The sequence below is a fragment of the Sporosarcina sp. FSL K6-2383 genome (genome assembly GCF_038618305.1).
Taxonomy (GTDB): Bacteria; Bacillota; Bacilli; order Bacillales_A; family Planococcaceae; genus Sporosarcina.
Genome location: NZ_CP152017.1, coordinates 717,233 through 733,219 on the forward strand (window position 1 = coordinate 717,233; position 15,987 = coordinate 733,219).

18 protein-coding genes and 1 other annotated feature (1 of these 19 running past the window's edge) are annotated in these 15,987 nt (G+C 42.4%); of the genes, 16 read left to right on the forward strand and 2 right to left on the reverse strand.

Annotated elements, in window-relative coordinates; all coding sequences use genetic code 11:
- Positions 1-29 precede the first annotated feature (29 nt).
- The 11 genes from MKZ10_RS03800 (at position 30) to tatC (ending at position 9,358) form a co-directional block, all read left to right on the forward strand.
- On the forward strand, positions 30-965 hold the full coding sequence (locus MKZ10_RS03800) for a carbohydrate kinase (protein WP_342509994.1): 936 nt from the start codon (positions 30-32) through the stop codon (positions 963-965).
- A gap of 206 nt (positions 966-1,171) precedes the next feature.
- Entirely contained in the window at positions 1,172-1,372 is a 201-nt protein-coding gene (locus tag MKZ10_RS03805; RefSeq protein ID WP_342508014.1) for a PLDc N-terminal domain-containing protein, read from the forward strand.
- Complete coding sequence (locus tag MKZ10_RS03810) at positions 1,369-2,268, forward strand: ABC transporter ATP-binding protein (RefSeq protein ID WP_342508015.1); 900 nt, start codon at positions 1,369-1,371, stop codon at positions 2,266-2,268. The genes MKZ10_RS03805 and MKZ10_RS03810 overlap by 4 nt, the downstream gene beginning before the upstream one ends.
- Positions 2,268-3,050 (forward strand): ABC transporter permease subunit, encoded by a 783-nt coding sequence (locus MKZ10_RS03815; protein WP_342508017.1) that lies wholly within the window; start codon positions 2,268-2,270, stop codon positions 3,048-3,050. Before MKZ10_RS03810 ends, MKZ10_RS03815 begins: the two co-directional genes overlap by 1 nt.
- A gap of 54 nt (positions 3,051-3,104) precedes the next feature.
- On the forward strand, positions 3,105-3,809 hold the full coding sequence (locus tag MKZ10_RS03820; RefSeq protein ID WP_342508019.1) for a CBS domain-containing protein: 705 nt from the start codon (positions 3,105-3,107) through the stop codon (positions 3,807-3,809).
- A 143-nt stretch (positions 3,810-3,952) separates the two neighbouring features.
- Positions 3,953-4,360 (forward strand): hypothetical protein, encoded by a 408-nt coding sequence (locus tag MKZ10_RS03825; RefSeq protein ID WP_342508021.1) that lies wholly within the window; start codon positions 3,953-3,955, stop codon positions 4,358-4,360.
- Between the two features lie 232 nt (positions 4,361-4,592).
- Positions 4,593-5,624, forward strand: a complete 1,032-nt coding sequence (gene nadR / locus MKZ10_RS03830; RefSeq protein WP_342508023.1) for a multifunctional transcriptional regulator/nicotinamide-nucleotide adenylyltransferase/ribosylnicotinamide kinase NadR — start codon at positions 4,593-4,595, stop codon at positions 5,622-5,624.
- A 166-nt stretch (positions 5,625-5,790) separates the two neighbouring features.
- The gene (locus MKZ10_RS03835; RefSeq protein ID WP_342508025.1) at positions 5,791-6,549 is read left to right on the forward strand and encodes a gluconate 2-dehydrogenase subunit 3 family protein; all 759 of its coding nucleotides are present in this window, start codon (positions 5,791-5,793) and stop codon (positions 6,547-6,549) included.
- A gap of 13 nt (positions 6,550-6,562) precedes the next feature.
- Positions 6,563-8,275: a GMC family oxidoreductase gene (locus MKZ10_RS03840; RefSeq protein ID WP_342508027.1), complete on the forward strand. Its 1,713-nt coding sequence runs from the start codon at positions 6,563-6,565 to the stop codon at positions 8,273-8,275.
- Positions 8,276-8,297: 22 nt separating this feature from the next.
- The gene (gene tatA / locus MKZ10_RS03845; RefSeq protein ID WP_342508029.1) at positions 8,298-8,498 is read left to right on the forward strand and encodes a twin-arginine translocase TatA/TatE family subunit; all 201 of its coding nucleotides are present in this window, start codon (positions 8,298-8,300) and stop codon (positions 8,496-8,498) included.
- A gap of 8 nt (positions 8,499-8,506) precedes the next feature.
- Positions 8,507-9,358: a twin-arginine translocase subunit TatC gene (gene tatC, locus MKZ10_RS03850; protein ID WP_342508032.1), complete on the forward strand. Its 852-nt coding sequence runs from the start codon at positions 8,507-8,509 to the stop codon at positions 9,356-9,358.
- A gap of 42 nt (positions 9,359-9,400) precedes the next feature.
- Here tatC and MKZ10_RS03855 read toward each other — a convergent pair whose 3' ends face one another.
- A complete protein-coding gene (locus MKZ10_RS03855) occupies positions 9,401-9,532 on the reverse strand; it encodes a hypothetical protein (protein ID WP_322555656.1) in 132 nt (43 codons plus the stop codon).
- Between the two features lie 175 nt (positions 9,533-9,707).
- Between MKZ10_RS03855 and MKZ10_RS03860 the strand changes: the two genes are divergently transcribed.
- Genes MKZ10_RS03860 through MKZ10_RS03880 form a run of 5 tightly spaced genes read left to right on the forward strand, consistent with a single transcriptional unit; the run spans position 9,708 to position 14,558 of the window.
- On the forward strand, positions 9,708-11,282 hold the full coding sequence (locus MKZ10_RS03860) for an ABC transporter substrate-binding protein (protein ID WP_342508035.1): 1,575 nt from the start codon (positions 9,708-9,710) through the stop codon (positions 11,280-11,282).
- Positions 11,272-12,240, forward strand: a complete 969-nt coding sequence (locus tag MKZ10_RS03865; RefSeq protein WP_342508037.1) for an ABC transporter permease — start codon at positions 11,272-11,274, stop codon at positions 12,238-12,240. Before MKZ10_RS03860 ends, MKZ10_RS03865 begins: the two co-directional genes overlap by 11 nt.
- A complete protein-coding gene (locus MKZ10_RS03870; protein WP_342508039.1) occupies positions 12,241-13,041 on the forward strand; it encodes an ABC transporter permease in 801 nt (266 codons plus the stop codon). It begins immediately after the preceding gene.
- A 4-nt stretch (positions 13,042-13,045) separates the two neighbouring features.
- On the forward strand, positions 13,046-13,795 hold the full coding sequence (locus tag MKZ10_RS03875) for an ABC transporter ATP-binding protein (protein ID WP_342508041.1): 750 nt from the start codon (positions 13,046-13,048) through the stop codon (positions 13,793-13,795).
- A 16-nt stretch (positions 13,796-13,811) separates the two neighbouring features.
- A complete protein-coding gene (locus tag MKZ10_RS03880) occupies positions 13,812-14,558 on the forward strand; it encodes an ABC transporter ATP-binding protein (protein WP_342508042.1) in 747 nt (248 codons plus the stop codon).
- A gap of 51 nt (positions 14,559-14,609) precedes the next feature.
- Here the strand turns inward: MKZ10_RS03880 and MKZ10_RS03885 are convergent, their stop codons facing one another.
- Positions 14,610-15,833 (reverse strand): MFS transporter, encoded by a 1,224-nt coding sequence (locus tag MKZ10_RS03885; RefSeq protein ID WP_342509996.1) that lies wholly within the window; start codon positions 15,831-15,833, stop codon positions 14,610-14,612.
- A 65-nt stretch (positions 15,834-15,898) separates the two neighbouring features.
- Positions 15,899-15,987 (reverse strand) — a binding site (T-box leader) (it continues 164 nt past the right edge of the window).

Below are 15,987 nucleotides of genomic sequence, written 5' to 3' on the forward strand. Positions count from 1 at the left end.
CTGAGGCGTGATTGATAGGAGGTACAATGATGATTGATGTGAAGAAAAAGCATGTGTTGATTTACGGCGATGCGTTCGTCGATTATATAGCAGAAGATCAGTCGAATTCGACGTTCATCACATTTCTCGGTGGGGCTACAGTAAATGTTGCAGCAGGTATTTCAAGACTTGGGGCTGCTTCTGCATTTATTACGGTGACGGGGGATGACGAGACGTCGAAATTTGTGCGGGATGAATTACGCAAAGAAGGCGTTGATTTGTCGTTTGCAAAGCAGAAGAACGACAAGCGGGTGAGCGGGGTTTATATCCATTTGACGGAGAACAATGACCGTGTTTTCCACAGCTATATCGATGAGAAGCCTACTATCCAAATAGAACCTTCTGATCTAACTGAGCGAGCATTTCAAGAGGCTTCCGTATTACATATTTGTTCGGGGACGATGTTTCAACCAATGGCATTAAAGACGACACGGGAAGCCGTTCGATTGGCCAAAGCAACAAACCTATTGCTATCGCTTGATGCGAATATTCGTCCACTCCGTTGGGAAAGTGAAGCGTTGTGCCGTGAGACGATTATGTCATTTATGGTCGACGTTGATGTCTTAAAACTAACCGATGAAGAACTATTTTTCTTAACGGAGACAACGACGCTTGAAGTTGGAATTGCTAAACTGGCAACCTATCAGGTGCCGGTTATCCTAATTACAGCTGGGGAAATGGGGACATATGCGGTCATAGATGGCGTTCATACACATGTCTGTGTTGAACCCGTTGTACCTGTCGATACGACGGGTGCAGGAGACGCCTTCATTGCAGGTGTTTTGCGTCAAATCCATTTAAATGGCAAGCCTGCAAATCACGATGAGTGGATTAACTACATCTCATTTGGCAATAAACTCGGTGCACTTTGCACGACAAAGCCAGGCGCCTTATCAGCTATGCCAAGACTAGAAGAAATTGAATAACAATGATAGAATCCTCCTTTTTATATAGGGAGGATTTTTTTGTGAAAACTCGGTATTAGCGGACGGGGAGTGAGCGGATAGGAGGCAAATACTACCGTATAGTCATATTTACTACCATTCCGATTATCTTTTAACTTGTTCTATGAAGAATAGAACAAGTTTGTTATACTTAATATATAGCAAATTAGAGAAGGGGTGTGAAGTGTATGTCTGACTTAGCAAGTATTCCGTGGAATCTCATTCTACCGCTAATTGTGCTTCAATTTATTTTGATGGTTGTTGCACTCATTGATGTTATTCGTCATCAGCGGACGAATGGACCATTTATCATGTGGATTTTTATCATTGTCCTAGGTAATTTAATAGGACCCATTTTGTACTTTATCTTTGGGAGGCGGCAGGCATGACGTTTTTGCTTCAAGTAGATCAGTTGACGAAGAGATATGGAGAGTATACGGCGGCAGATACTGTTTCTTTTGAGTTAGAAGAACATACCTCCACCGCATTGATAGGGCCCAATGGGGCTGGGAAAACTACGACGCTGTCTATGCTCGCAGGTCTTGTATCACCGACAGGAGGAACGATTCAGTTCCGAGGCGGTGCGAAACAAGATATTCGGTCGATCATTGGATTTTTACCACAATATCCAAAGTTTTTCCCGTGGTTATCTGCGCTAGAATTTACAGAGATGGCAGCACAGTTAAGTGGAGTAGCCACGAAACAAGCGACAGTGGAAGCGAAAAAGACCTTAGAGTTTGTCGGTCTTGGTGAGGCGATGAACAAGAAAACAGGTACTTTTTCGGGTGGGATGAAGCAGCGGCTAGGGCTAGCACAGGCTATTGTTCATAAACCTAAATTATTATTGCTTGATGAACCCGTGTCAGCACTGGATCCGGTGGGACGTCGCCAAGTGATGGACTTACTGAAGGAGTTACAGCAACAAACAACGATTTTATATTCGACACATATTTTAAATGATGCAGAAGAAATGACCGATCAGCTGTTGTTTTTGCGACAAGGGAAATTAGTTGAACATGGCTCGCTTGATGAAGTGCGTTCACGCTATGCGGAACCACGACTTATCATTGAGTTTGAAAAGTTGGAGGAATTGCAACGCTTTACGGCGATTGCGAAGTGGCAAGTGATTGTAAAAGGGCTAACTGTCTCTATTGATATTGGAGCAGAGGGCGTGGATATGTCAGAAATGCTGTTGCTGTTAAGTGGTGGCGCATTTACAGTGAGAAAAGTTGAGCGGCAGACGGCAAGCCTTGAAGAAATATTTATGAAAGTGGCGGTGGTCTAATGGCTGCGTTCGGCATATTGTTACGGAAAGAATGGCGTGAACATGTTCGGAACTTCAAAGTTTTATGGATTCCACTCGTCTTTATTATTTTTGGTATATTGGAACCAATCACGAATCACTTTTTGCCAGAAATTATGAAGAGTGTTGGCAATATGCCTGAGGGAATGGATTTCCTATGGCCAGAATTTCAAGGTGAGGATATTTTTGCTTCTTTACTTGGGCAGTATCAGTTCATTGGTATTCTTATTATCGTACTAGCTTTCATGGGGGCGATTTCAGGTGAGCGGAAAAATGGTACCGCAACACTGTTATACGTTCGTCCACTGTCATTTCCAGCTTATTTTTTAAGTAAATGGCTAGTCGTTAATGCACTTGTTCTTGGTAGTGTATGTCTAGGATTCATGGCGGCATGGTATTACATTGAAATTCTTTTTAATTCTGTTGATGTAGGATCGCTATTTGCTTTTATTGCAACGTATAGCTTGTGGCTTATCTTTGTTGTCACGGTTGTTTTGTCGCTTAGTGCATGGCTGCCAACAGGTGGTGCGGCAGGTTTGGCGATTATGATCACCCTTATTTATCAAATGATTGATTCACTGATTGGGGCATATTGGGCAGTATCACCATGGAAATTAGCGGCTTATGCAACATATTGGTTTCAAACAGATCCTGATATGTCAGATTTATGGATGAGTGCAGGTGTAACAGTCGTAGCCATCATTTTACTGATCCTATTCGGCATTTTCATGTCAAAGCGCAACGCGGCAAAAACAACGGTGTAATCATGCTCCCGTGGTATAATCCGTAAAAGGACTCTACCGAACGGAGGGATTTTGATGAATGAACGCAACTCAGATCGTTTCATTATCGCATTTAATCGTATTGAGAAGTCGATGGAGAAGATTAGTGGTTTAAGCAGTTATATGCCTTTCTCGCGATTAATTGATAAAACGAAAAATATAAATGCGGTAATCCGTAAGTTTGAAGTAGATTTACGAGAGTGTGCTGATTTACGCAATGCGATTGTCCATCGTCGAACGGATGTCGATTATGCAATTGCTGAGCCGCATGATAATGTAGTTGAACTCATTGAGTATATTGAACGGGAATTATCGAAGCCTGTAATAGTCGGTGATCTGTTCCAAAGAAAAGTGCATACACTACGGGCTTCCGATACGCTTGCAACAGGCTTGAAACTGATTCATGATAAAAGATTTAACCAAATTCCTATCTATGAAAATCGGAAGTTCGTGGGGCTAATTACAGCGGCAGGGATTACGTATTGGCTTGCGGATAAAGGGGCGGATGAAATCATTTCCCGGGAAATTCCGACGCTCCTCGACATTCATTATCATGAGAAACAAAAAAATACGTATCGTTTCGTTGAAAGAACATTATCTGTTTATGAGGCGGAAGAATATTTCAAGAGGGCTGTTGTTGGAGGAAAACGTCTTGAGGCACTTCTGATTACAGAGAATGGTAGGTCCGAGGAGAAGTTACTTGGTATAATAACCCCGCTCGATCTGATGAGAATTAATTGAACAAAGTAGTGCCCTCGTTACATTTTCGTGACGAGGGCACTACTTTGTTTCAAAAATATTAATTATAGGTAAAGACACGCAAAAATGTCCGAATATTATGTATAATGGTGTAGATACGCTTTCTAAATTTAGGAGGGGATGGAATGATAAGAAAAGGTCGATTTGCTTTATGGCGGAATAAGGAGTTTGAACTTATTTCTTACCAGCGCTCCTACTATTTGCGTTCAGAAAATCCGTCTGACACGAAGTGGGGATTTAGAGAGTTGAAGGGTGATGAGTATGCTTTCATCAAGCCAGTTTCAATTGAGGAGTTGGAGGATGCATATGAGATCATTCCGTACGCAATGATTTTAGGTTATCGTTTTGCACTTGCCGGATGGGATGTAGAAACGGGTAAGGTTATACTTGTGACAGTCAATCCGTTTGTTCAAGATAAAATTGATGTCCGCCCGTATGGGAGATTCGAATACATAATTGAAGTTCCTTTAGAGGAAATAAAAATAGAAGAAGATCGAGTTCCAATACTAGGATTTGAAGCTTCTTACCGATGAAAAGGGCCATTCTATCTGTCGATGGGAGATAGAATCGTCCTTTTATCATTGACGTAATAGTTGTAAAATTGAATAGCCTTGTTGCATATGCATGGTATGTGTTTCATTCAAAACACCTTCAGCCGTATTGAATAGTGAAATCTTTGGGATAGATTGAGAAGAATGCGCTTGCGCTCCTTTTGTTGGACAGCGTATGATGGCTTCAGATGTTTAGAGCTCAGGGGGATGGAAAATGAAATCGAAGCGCAAAATAGGAATGTATGGGGGCAAGTTCTTGCCGGTCCACTTGGGACATGTGAATGCAATGGTGATGGCATCTACAATTGTCGATGAATTACATGTTATTGTGTCATATGACGTGGAATATGAAAAGCCACTATTTGAAGGAACGGGTATGTCGCCGATTTCACCTGTCCAAAGACTGCGTTGGTGGAGTGAAATTACTGCGGATCTAGATCATGTGTATGTACATAGTGTAGAAGAAAAGCAGACAGATCAGTTCGAAGATTGGATGGCGGGAGCGCAAGCCATTCAAAGAGCGGTGGGGAAGGAAATCGATACTGTATTCAGCTCCGAACATAGTTATAATGAGTACTTTAATGAGTTGTATCCAGATGCAGAGCATGTTGTTCTCGATCATGATCGAGAGTTATTCGATATTTCTGCCAAAGAAATTCGTGAAGAAGGACCTTACGTTCATTGGCGTATGGTACCGCAAGAAGTTCGTCCTTATTTTGTGAAAAAGGTCGTTGTCATTGGCACAGAAAGTAGTGGGAAGTCAACACTTGTTCGCAATCTGGCGCGGGTGTACAATACGTCCTATGTTGAAGAATATGGTCGTACCTATTATGACAGATTCAAAGATTCGATGTCGATTACATTGGAAAGTGATTACCATGAAATTGCATTTGAGCACAAGTACCATGAACGAATGCAAGCACGGACGGCCAATAAAGTGCTCTTTATTGACACAGAAGCCCTAGTTACACAGTATTATTCGGAGCTGTATGTTGGGAAGAGACTGGATATTTTAACTGAAGTAGCAAAGTTACAAGACTACGACTTACATATTTATTTGGAGCCAGATGTGGCATGGGTAAACGACGGTATGCGCGTGCATGGCGATCAGTCCATTCGAGAGGATAACAACCGCAAGCTCAAGCGAATGTTTGATGAAGCGGGTGTTAACTATGTCGTTGTAAGTGGTAACTATGAAGAACGTTTTGAAACGTGCAAAGCTTTGGTGAAAGGGATCATGAGGTGAATATGAGAAGCTTTCCGTAAATGGGAAGCTTTTTTTATTGTTAAAATGACATTTTTTCAGATTGAAAACCAAAAAAATAGCTCTCCATTGTATGAAAACTGGATAGGATTGGCATGCTTTATGCTAAGAATCACTTATATACGCAGTTATACGGAGGAGGATGAACATGGCAGTAGATAAGAAGGGGTTGTCGAGGCGGGATTTTCTGAAGACGACTGGCATTGCGACCGGGGCTCTCGTAGGAGGAGGGCTCATTGGTGGACTTGTCGGTTATAACGTCCAGAAGGAAGGTCAAGTTGCGGGAACAGGTGGACATAACGGGGTAGGTGGCGAGCCAGCTGCTGTTAATAATCGTGGCTTAATGTTCTTTACGAATATGGCTGAATTCAATGTACTGGCCCAGGCAGTTGAACGGATATTCCCGGAAGATGATCTTGGACCAGGTGCTATTGGATTGGGCGTTCCGTATTTTATCGACAATCAACTAGCGGGAAACTACGGGAGCAATGTGAAAGAGTATATGCAAGGCCCCTTTTTTGCAGGTGAATCGACGCAAGGTTATCAAAGTAGGCTGACGCGTGGAGAGATTTTTAGGCAAGGGATGGTCCGGATGGATGAGGAGGCGAAGATACGGTTTGAGAAAAACTTCGTCGACCTTGAGGGACAACAAATGGATGAAATCATTACAGCATTCCAAAAAAATGAAGTCGATATGAAAGGGGTATCTTCGGAATTCTTCTTCAAGCTTCTTAGGCAGGCAACATTGGAAGGTGCCTATGCGGATCCTATTTATAATGGCAATGTGAATATGGATGCTTGGCGCATGAAGGAGTTTCCAGGTAACCAAATGACGTATATCGCAGAAATTGAAAATGAGAAATTTGTGAAATATGAACCTAAATCATTAAGCAGTATGGAACATTAAGGGGGGATGACAAATGGCTACAACATTGGATAAAGTAGACGTCGTGACGGTTGGCGTCGGTTGGACAGGCGGTATTATTGCTGCTGAATGTGCAAAAGCGGGACTGAAGGTCGTCGGATTAGAACGTGGTAAAGACCGTAACACAGCCGATTTTTTAATGGTGCATGATGAATATCGATATGCCATGCGCTACGATTTAATGCAGGATTTATCAAAGGAAACCATTACGTTTAGGAATCATCGAAAGATGCGGGCATTGCCGATGCGACAAATGGGGTCCTTTCTGCTTGGAGAAGGGCTTGGTGGTGCAGGCACGCATTGGAATGGTCAAACGTGGCGTTTTTTACCGTATGATTTTGAAATAAAATCGATGACAGACAAGAAATATGGCAAGAACAAGCTGTCAGCCGACTACCAGCTTCAAGATTGGGGCATTACGTACGATGAGCTGGAGCCTTATTTCGATAAATTCGAAAAGACAGCTGGTTTATCGGGGGAGGATAAAAATCCATTCGGTGGAAAACGCTCGTCTCCCTATCCAACACCAGCAATGAAAAAAACACCTATTTTAAAGAAGTTTGAAACGGCGACTAGTCAACTTGGCTACACTCCTTTTATGTTACCATCAGCAAATTTGTCGGAGGCGTATACAAACCCCGATGGAGAATCCATTTCAGCCTGCCAATACTGTGGATTTTGTGAACGGTTTGGCTGTGAGTATGGTGCGAAGACATCACCGGAAATAACGGTTGTTCCTACAGCAAGAAAAACGGGGAATTTTGATGTCCGTTTCCATGCGAATGTTGTGGAAGTTATGAAGCAGGGAAATAAAGTGACAGGTGTAAAGTATATTGATACCCAAACGGGAGAAGAATATATACAACCAGCAGAAGTGGTTGCGCTGACGAGCTATGTCATGAATAATGCGAAGCTTTTAATGGTATCAGGCATTGGGGAACAGTATAATCCAGAAACGCAAAAAGGGACTCTTGGAAAAAATTATGCTTACCAGGTCCTCCCGGGAACGACAGGTTTCTTCGATGAACAAATGAATGTTTTTATGGGAGCAGGATCTCTTGGGATGACGATTGACGATCTCAATGGGGATAACTTCGATCATAGTGATTTGGACTTTATTCACGGGGGGAGCATTTCAATGACTCAGACTGGTACTCGTCCAATCCAAACGAATCCGATACCGCCCGACACGCCTACTTGGGGAGCTGAATTTAAGAAAGCCTCGATTTATAACTATACAAGAACGCTGAATGTCTCAACTGAAGGTGCTTCGATGCCTCACAAGGAAAACTTTATGTCACTTGACCCGGATTATAAAGATGCGTATGGCGTGCCGCTACTTCAGTTAACGTACAATTTCACCGATCAAGATCGAAATTTACACAAGTATTTAACGGCAAAGACAAGTGATATTATGAAGGAAATGGGTGCAAAGACGGTGATGGCGGGAAGTCCCATTACAAACTACGACATTGTTCCTTATCAAACAACCCATAATACGGGGGGGACAATTATGGGCGCGAGTCCCGATAATAGTGTCGTCAATAATTATTTACAGCATTGGAATGCTGATAATCTCTTTGTTGTAGGTGCTGGAAACTTCGCACATAACAGTGGCTACAATCCAACAGGAACGGTGGGTGCACTTGCTTACCGGGCTGCGGAAGGCATTATCAACTACAGTAAAAATGGCGGTTCACTCGTGTAAAGTAGGAAAGGAGGCATGCGTAATGAGTTTAGCGAGTATCGGTGTACCTGGTTTAATCATCATCCTCGTGATTGTCCTCATTTTGTTTGGACCGAGAAAGCTGCCAGAAGTGGGTGCGGCGGTTGGGAAGACATTGGCAGAATTTAAAAGGTCGGCACGGGATATTTTGGAGGATGAAGAAACAGCCCCGAAGGACTTGGAAAAAAAGCGTATCGATAAGTAGGTGGTGGCATGGATCCTTATGGAGACCATAATCGAAAAATTTTAAGTCCATTGGATAAAGTCTATGTTGTGGAGCTAGAAGATGAAGCAGTAGTTGAAGTCGAGAAAAGTATTGTCGAAATCGTTCATGAAGAACCTGAGCTTGATTCGGAAAGTAACCCAACTCTTGTCGATCATTTGACTGATTTAAGGAAGCAGCTTGTTAAAAGTGCAGCTGTTTTCCTATTCTTTATCATCATCATCTTTTCGACAATCAATTTCTGGTTTCCTTATGTGACAAGGGGACATGAGCTAGTTATTCTTGGACCACTAGAAGTTGTGAAATTTTACATGTCGATTTCAACGGCGTTAGCTTTTGGGTTAACACTGCCGTTCCTCAGTCATTTTCTTTGGCAGTTTGTAGAGCCGGGATTGAATGACAGAGAAAGTCGTTTTCTTAGTTTGTATTCGCCTGTCATGTTTGTGTTATTTCTTGTCGGTGTGGCATTTGGTTATTTTGTCGTCAATCCGCTTAGTTATCAATTTCTCGTTACACTTGGGGCGGTCAATTTCAATGTGATGGTATCGGCACAGGAATATATCGGCTTTTTGCTGATGACAACGATGCCGATTGGTCTGTTATTTGAGTTGCCCATTGTTGCGCTATTTTTAGCGACAATTGGCTTGCTCACTGCGGGTTCAATGAGAAAAGTACGAAAGTGGTCGTATCTTGTGCTTGCTGTTGTTTCGGCTGTGATTACACCGCCTGATTTTGTCAGTCAGCTCCTTGTCCTCATTCCGATGGCATTACTGTATGAGGCGAGTATTTATATCGTGATGTATGCCGAGCGACGGAGTACGGTTGCGAATGAATCATTATAAAGAAATCGGCACCCGGTTAGTGGGCTGCCGATTTTTAGTGCTTTAAGAATTTTTTTGCATGCTACTTTTTGGAGCGAGTGATTCAAACTGCTTCATCAACTTGTCCCGAGCTCCTTTGTTTCTCATTAAATAGGCTGCGCCAAGTCCAAGTGCCGCCATCGCTATTTTGTTCATAGGAATTATCATCTCCTTGTCGTTGTATTGTTGAATCATCTTACTATGCCCGAGTTGCGGAATGTTACACAAACAGCGACCAAGAAGATTGTTCCACCTAGCGTCGGGTTAGACATTGAAGGTGCCTCTCTTTATAATTAAGTAGTACAGGTTTATAAACTGCTGGGAGGACATTATGTTTAAAAGAAAAGCAAATGTATTCATTATTTTTATAGCTATTTTACTCGTTATTGCAGGTTGTGCTGGTAAAGAGAAACAGGATGCAAAAACGAAAGAAAATCGTCTCGTTTATGGATCTGAGGCTGAATTTGAAGGGTTGAATCCGATTTTAGAGGAAACAAACCTTGATGCACTACTATTCCGTGGGCTTATGCGCTTCGATAAAAATAATAATCCGGTGAATGATATTGCTGACTCGGTTGTTATGTCGGATGATCAGCTGACGTACATATTTACATTAAAAGAGGATGTTAAGTTTCATGATGGAGAACCGCTGACAGCAGATGACGTGGTCTTTACAATTGACAGTATTTTAGATGATGCAAATGCATCATTTTTGAAATCGGATTTCACTGAAGTGGATTCGGTGACGAAAACGGGTAACTACGAGCTAGAAGTAAAGCTTAAGCAACCCTTTACGCCACTCCTCGATAAGTTGACGGCTCCAATTTTGCCTAAGCATGTATTTGAAGGTGTGGATATGCGAACCGCAGAATTTAACAGCTACCCAATCGGTGCAGGACCTTATATGTTTGATAAATGGGATCGTGGGACGAGCTTAACCTTGAAAGCTTATACAGATTTTCATGGAACGAAACCTTCTATTGAAAAAGTAATTTTTAAATTCATTCCAGACAGTAATGTTCGTGCATTGCAATTAAAATCAGGTGAAGTCGATATCGCTTTGCTTGATCCCGTGCAAGCAGTAAGTTTGAAAGAACAAGAAAACATTGATATTCACGCGATTGATACGGCGGATTACCGCGGTATTCTTTATAATATGGACAAGGTGCTATGGCAAGATGTTAACGTGAGACGTGCATTTAGTTATGCGACAGACCGTTCGCAAATTGTTAAAGGTATCTTGAAAGGCTACGGCACGGAAGCCTATTCACCACTTCAAAAACATGCGTTCAATAATGAAGCTGTCGAAAAGTATGCCTACGATGTTGAACAAGCAAAAGAATTGTTGGAAGAAGCCGGTTGGATAGAAGGACAGGCCGGTATTCGTGTAAAAGATGGCGAATCGCTAACGTTTACGATAACAGTTCCAGCAACGGATACGGTTCGTGTCAATATAGCGAATTATGTAGCAGAAGGTTTCAAGGCAATTGGGGCAGACGTCAAAGTGGCTGCACTTGATTGGAGTGCAATTTCAATTGATGAAACGGATGCGTTCATCATCGCATGGGGAAGCCCATATGATGCGGATCATCATACGTATATTCTGTTCCATACGGACGAGTCAAGTAAGACAAGTGCTGGCTACAACTACGGTAGTTATTCAAATGCAGCAGTGGATGAACTGCTAGAAAAAGGTCGTTTATCGACAGATGATAATGAGCGGAAAGCGGCCTATATGGCGTTTCAAGCTGAGCTTGCGGAAGATCCACCATATGATTTCATCGCCTATGTCGATGCCATTTATGGGATTAATAAAAACTTGGACGGCGTGAAAGAGCGAACACTTGGCCATCATGGCTCTGGTTTCCTGTGGAATGTTGAGGAGTGGAAGTGGAATGACCGCTAAATGGATTGGGAAGCGAATGGTGATGGGGGCGATTGTCCTCCTCATCGTGAGCTTCCTCTCTTTTTTCATCATGCATGCAGCTCCAGGTGATCCGGCGATGGCTTTTTACGGCGGGAATGCACAAACGTTGACGGCAGCTGAAAAGGAACGTATCACTCAGGCATTTGCACTGGATCGTCCAGTGATTGTGCAATATGGAGCTTGGCTGGCAGAAACGCTAACAGGGAATTTAGGGTATTCCTCTAAAGAAGGAAGACCTGTTACCACTATACTTCTGGAGCGCTTGCCAAATACATTGTTGCTATTTGGTGTGACGATGTTTTTTATTGTTATCGGTTCCATCTGGCTCGGTATGCTAGCAGGCATGAAGGAAGGCTCGTTGTGGGATAAAGGGCTATCGACTGTTAGTATTGCGACGTCTTCTATCCCGGCTTTTTGGCTTGGTATATTATTCATCTCCTTTTTTGCTGTGAAACTCGGTATTCTTCCGTCATCTGGGACGGGGGATGTGAGTGGTGATGGTGGTTTACTGGATAAGCTCCGTCATCTGATTATGCCAGCAGCTGTATTAATATTGACGCATGTGGGCATTTATGCACGGTTTCTTCAGGAGAGCATTAAAGCTGAAAGTCGCCAGTATTATGTCATGGTCGCACGGGCAAATGGCGTGGCAGAAAAGGAAATTCGTCAAGGGATTTTTCGCAATGCCTCTATGCCTTATTTGAATTATATCGGTATGACGATTCCTTCGTTTTTTGGTGGTTCGATTATCGTGGAATCACTGTTTGCATGGTCGGGGCTTGGACAATTGACGGTCAAAGCAGCGATGACGAAGGATTTTCTGCTACTGATGGGCGGCATTTTATGGACAGGTTTAATTGTTGTAATCAGTTTGTTCATCATTGATTTACTCATGTACGCATTGAATCCGAAGTTGCGGAAAGGTGGCGTGCGGTAGATGAAGTCGCAGAAAGCGTTGTTTTTTTGGTGTACGGTTTTAGGGTTTATTGTCATGATGACGGTATTGGCTAGTGTTATCGCACCGTACGGGCCAAATGATATGGACATGGATAATGTCTATGGTGCTCCTGGTGAAGGTCATCTATTGGGGACGGATCATCTCGGTCGCGATGTTTTTTCACGGTTATTGGAAGGTGGAAAGGTGACGCTGACGGTGGCGAGTGTTTCTGTGCTGTTGTCGCTTGTTCTTGGTGTGCTGTATGGTGGAATTAGTGGTTATATAGGTGGAATTGTCGATACAGTTATGATGCGCTTATTGGAGGCACTTATTACAATTCCTTCGCTGATTATTATTTTGGCGTTTCAAGCCGTTATGCAAGGTGGCATGTGGGGGATGGCACTCATTATTGGATTGACAGGTTGGTTGGTGACAGCACGTATTGTGCGTTCTGAATTTCTGCGTTTAAAGGAAGCTGAATTTGTGCAAATGGCCAATATGTTTGGCACACCGATGTGGAAGATTATGACTGGTCATTTGCTACGCAATAGTGTCCCAGCTATTTTTGTTGTGACGTTGTTTAACTTTGCGGGAGCTATATTCATCGAAGTTTCGCTTAGTTTTCTAGGTATAGGCATTCCGCCAGCTATTCCATCTTGGGGTAATATGCTGTACTATGCGCAAAATGATATTTTAATAGGCGCTTGGTGGATTGGTCTGTTTCCTGGGATTATGATCTTTATCACGATTCTTGCTATTAATTTTATAGGGGAAGGATTGAAAAATCCACAGCGGAGGTGATGAGATGCTTGAGGTAAGTAGCTTGTCGATTGAAGTCAATGGCAAGCGAATTGTGGATAATAGTTCGTTTTTTGTTCCGCGTGGAAAAATCACGTCGATTATTGGCGAAAGTGGCAGTGGGAAAAGTATGACGGTCGCTGCATTGCTTGGACTATTACCAGTGGGAGCTAAAGCAACAGGACAAGCTTTATATAATGGAAGGAACTTACTTACCCTTTCGGATAAAGAAATAGTGAGTGTACGAAAATCGGCTATCTTTACGATTTTTCAAGATGCCGCTAATAGCTTTAATCCTTCTGTGAAAATGGGGCGTCAGTTGTATGCATTTTCAGGTGAACGAACAGGAGTCGCTGTTGCGCAGTTTCGGTTGGAGATGGCTGCGATTTTGGTGGATCTTGGGCTATCATCGGATATATTTGAGCAATATCCATTTGAATTATCTGGCGGAATGTTGCAGCGTTGCATGATTGCGTGTGCATTGTATGTGAAGCCTGATTTGTTAATTGCTGATGAGCCAACTTCTGCACTGGATATGGTGTTGCAAAAGGAATTCATCAAATTATTACAGCGTTTGAATGAAGAGTTGGGCACGACGATTTTGTTGATTACACATGATTTGGATATTGTGGCAGAGGCGGCACATGAAATGGTTGTCATGTGGCAAGGGCAAGTTGTGGAGACTGGGGCTGTAGTAGAAGTATTTGAACAACCGGAGCATAGCTATACGAAGCGGTTATTGGAGAGTCGGTTTTAGGGAATGAGGGATTGCCTTGTTACGAGTAGACACTATATCAAAAAGGTATAAAATTGAAGGGAAGGTCAAACAAGCCTTGCGCGAGGTCGAACTCACAGTTGCTAAAGGTGAAATCGTCGGGCTTGTCGGGGAAAGTGGGAGTGGGAAAAGTACGCTGGCGCGTGTCATTATGCAGTTGGAGCCATTTGATGAAGGGGCGGTTTACTTCAACGAATTGCCCGTGACAAAATCTTCACGAAAAGCATTTTATGAGGCGTGCCAGCTCATTTTTCAAAATGCCTCGGCTGCTCTTAATCCATCATGGACAGTGCGAGAGATTTTACTAGAGCCGCTACGTAATCGACGAGTGGACCGAGAAATATATATTCGCCAAATGCTTGAAAAAGTGAAGCTGACAGAAGCTCATTTGACAAGACGCCCTTCCGAATTAAGTGGTGGTGAACGCCAACGTGTGAACTTGCTTAGATCGATTCTTGTTGAACCACAGTTAATCATCTGTGACGAAATTATCTCTAATCTGGATCGATTGATTCAAAGAGAGATTATTGATTTACTCATTGAGCTGAATCGTGAAATGGGTATGGCAATTTTATTCATCGCTCACGATTTGAAGGCTGTAACGTATATGTGTGATCGCGTCTATGTCATGAAGGATGGACAAATTGTCGATCATAGCGTAAAAGTGCAGGATGCGTTTACATTTTCACATGTCTATTCCCAAAAATTATTTGCTTCACAGCTAGGAAAGCCGGAGACCTTTTAACAGGACTTCGGCTTTTTATTGATCAGATGAAGATAGGATTAGTGCTTATCATTATTTGGCAGTTGAATAGAGTTTTTCTTTTGAAGGTTGGATGGTGAAGCTAAACAACATAATGGATATCAATAACATGACAATAGTTCCTATAATAACGACGTATTGAATAGCGATAAGCTGTGCAGCTAAGCCAATGATAATCGTTGCAATGATAACCAAAACGGCTTCGATTAATCCATAAATACTGCCAATTCTCCCCATCATATCGACAGGGATATTATTTTGGTAAAAGGTGTGGAAGCCGGTATTAGCAAAGGCTAAAGAGAATGAAAGAATGAAAAAACCGATAGCTGCTATAAGAAAGGAGTTGGAAAAAGCATAAACGATATAGCCACCAGAAACAAATAGGGACCCTAACCCAATGAGCAAAGAGGTTGACGATTTATGAGCAATCATCGTATTGACAATTGAGCCAATGACAATGCCAGCTCCAGCTATGCCGACTAAAAAACCGTATTTACTATCCGATAAAGAGAGTACTTCCTTAGCGAACGCCACTTCAAGCGAGTCGATCGCCGAAGTCATGACCATCACACAACCAAAAAGGAAATAAACGAACATAATATAAGCGTAGCGACGACTGAAATTCAACACAACTATCCAATCTTTCTTTACTACTTCAAAAGATAGTTTTTCATCGAAATGAGCTTGACTATGTTTTTCAAGATTGGGCATCAGCATAGTGACCACCCCGGATAAGAATAAAGCAATCGCGTTGATATAAATGGCGAAAATAGGTGTACCAATGATAAATAACAAACCAGCAATAGCTGGACCAATGAGAAAGCCCCCGGAATCGATTAAACTACGCAGTGCATTAAATCGTTTGCGATCTTCAACTGGAATGAGCTTTGTAATATAGGTCATTGATGTCGGTTCAAACATAGAGCTTGCGATATTAATCAAAAAAACGACTGCATAGATGGACCAAAGAGAAGACAGAAAAGGCAGCGTCGCAATAAATAGCGCACGAAATAGGTCGAGAGTGACCATGAGATTACGTTTATTTAACCGATCAATCATGCTACCTGACCAAAAGTTCGTACATAACGTCGCCAAAGGCTTCAAAATATACAGTGCAGCTACTGCCAGCGGAGAGCCTGTCATTTCTAGAATAATTAAATTGAGTGCGATTAAATAAATCCAGGCGCCTACATTGGAAACACCAATTCCAAATAATAGTATTGAAGGATACTTCCAAGATTTTACTACGCCTTTAATCCCCATATAATGACCCCCTTATTTTTTAGGACAACAAAAAAATCCCACCCCCAAGACCGTTTAGTCTTAGGGACGAGATTGTATCTGTCGTGGTGCCACCCCAGTTTATTACGATGTTGCCACCGTAATCTTATCAGGTACGGCAATAGATGCG

Bases quoted from the DNA above. Each gene is read 5' to 3' on its own strand.
- MKZ10_RS03800 (WP_342509994.1), top strand. From the start codon at position 30: ATGATTGATGTGAAGAAAAAGCATGTGTTGATTTACGGCGATGCGTTC.
- MKZ10_RS03810 (WP_342508015.1), top strand. From the start codon at position 1,369: ATGACGTTTTTGCTTCAAGTAGATCAGTTGACGAAGAGATATGGAGAG.
- tatC (WP_342508032.1), top strand. From the start codon at position 8,507: ATGGATCCTTATGGAGACCATAATCGAAAAATTTTAAGTCCATTGGAT.
- MKZ10_RS03855 (WP_322555656.1), bottom strand. From the start codon at position 9,532: ATGAACAAAATAGCGATGGCGGCACTTGGACTTGGCGCAGCCTATTTA.
- MKZ10_RS03805 (WP_342508014.1), top strand. From the start codon at position 1,172: ATGTCTGACTTAGCAAGTATTCCGTGGAATCTCATTCTACCGCTAATT.
- MKZ10_RS03840 (WP_342508027.1), top strand. From the start codon at position 6,563: ATGGCTACAACATTGGATAAAGTAGACGTCGTGACGGTTGGCGTCGGT.
- tatA (WP_342508029.1), top strand. From the start codon at position 8,298: ATGAGTTTAGCGAGTATCGGTGTACCTGGTTTAATCATCATCCTCGTG.
- MKZ10_RS03815 (WP_342508017.1), top strand. From the start codon at position 2,268: ATGGCTGCGTTCGGCATATTGTTACGGAAAGAATGGCGTGAACATGTT.
- MKZ10_RS03860 (WP_342508035.1), top strand. From the start codon at position 9,708: ATGTTTAAAAGAAAAGCAAATGTATTCATTATTTTTATAGCTATTTTA.
- MKZ10_RS03825 (WP_342508021.1), top strand. From the start codon at position 3,953: ATGATAAGAAAAGGTCGATTTGCTTTATGGCGGAATAAGGAGTTTGAA.
- nadR (WP_342508023.1), top strand. From the start codon at position 4,593: ATGAAATCGAAGCGCAAAATAGGAATGTATGGGGGCAAGTTCTTGCCG.
- MKZ10_RS03835 (WP_342508025.1), top strand. From the start codon at position 5,791: ATGGCAGTAGATAAGAAGGGGTTGTCGAGGCGGGATTTTCTGAAGACG.
- MKZ10_RS03865 (WP_342508037.1), top strand. From the start codon at position 11,272: ATGACCGCTAAATGGATTGGGAAGCGAATGGTGATGGGGGCGATTGTC.
- MKZ10_RS03875 (WP_342508041.1), top strand. From the start codon at position 13,046: ATGCTTGAGGTAAGTAGCTTGTCGATTGAAGTCAATGGCAAGCGAATT.
- MKZ10_RS03870 (WP_342508039.1), top strand. From the start codon at position 12,241: ATGAAGTCGCAGAAAGCGTTGTTTTTTTGGTGTACGGTTTTAGGGTTT.
- MKZ10_RS03820 (WP_342508019.1), top strand. From the start codon at position 3,105: ATGAATGAACGCAACTCAGATCGTTTCATTATCGCATTTAATCGTATT.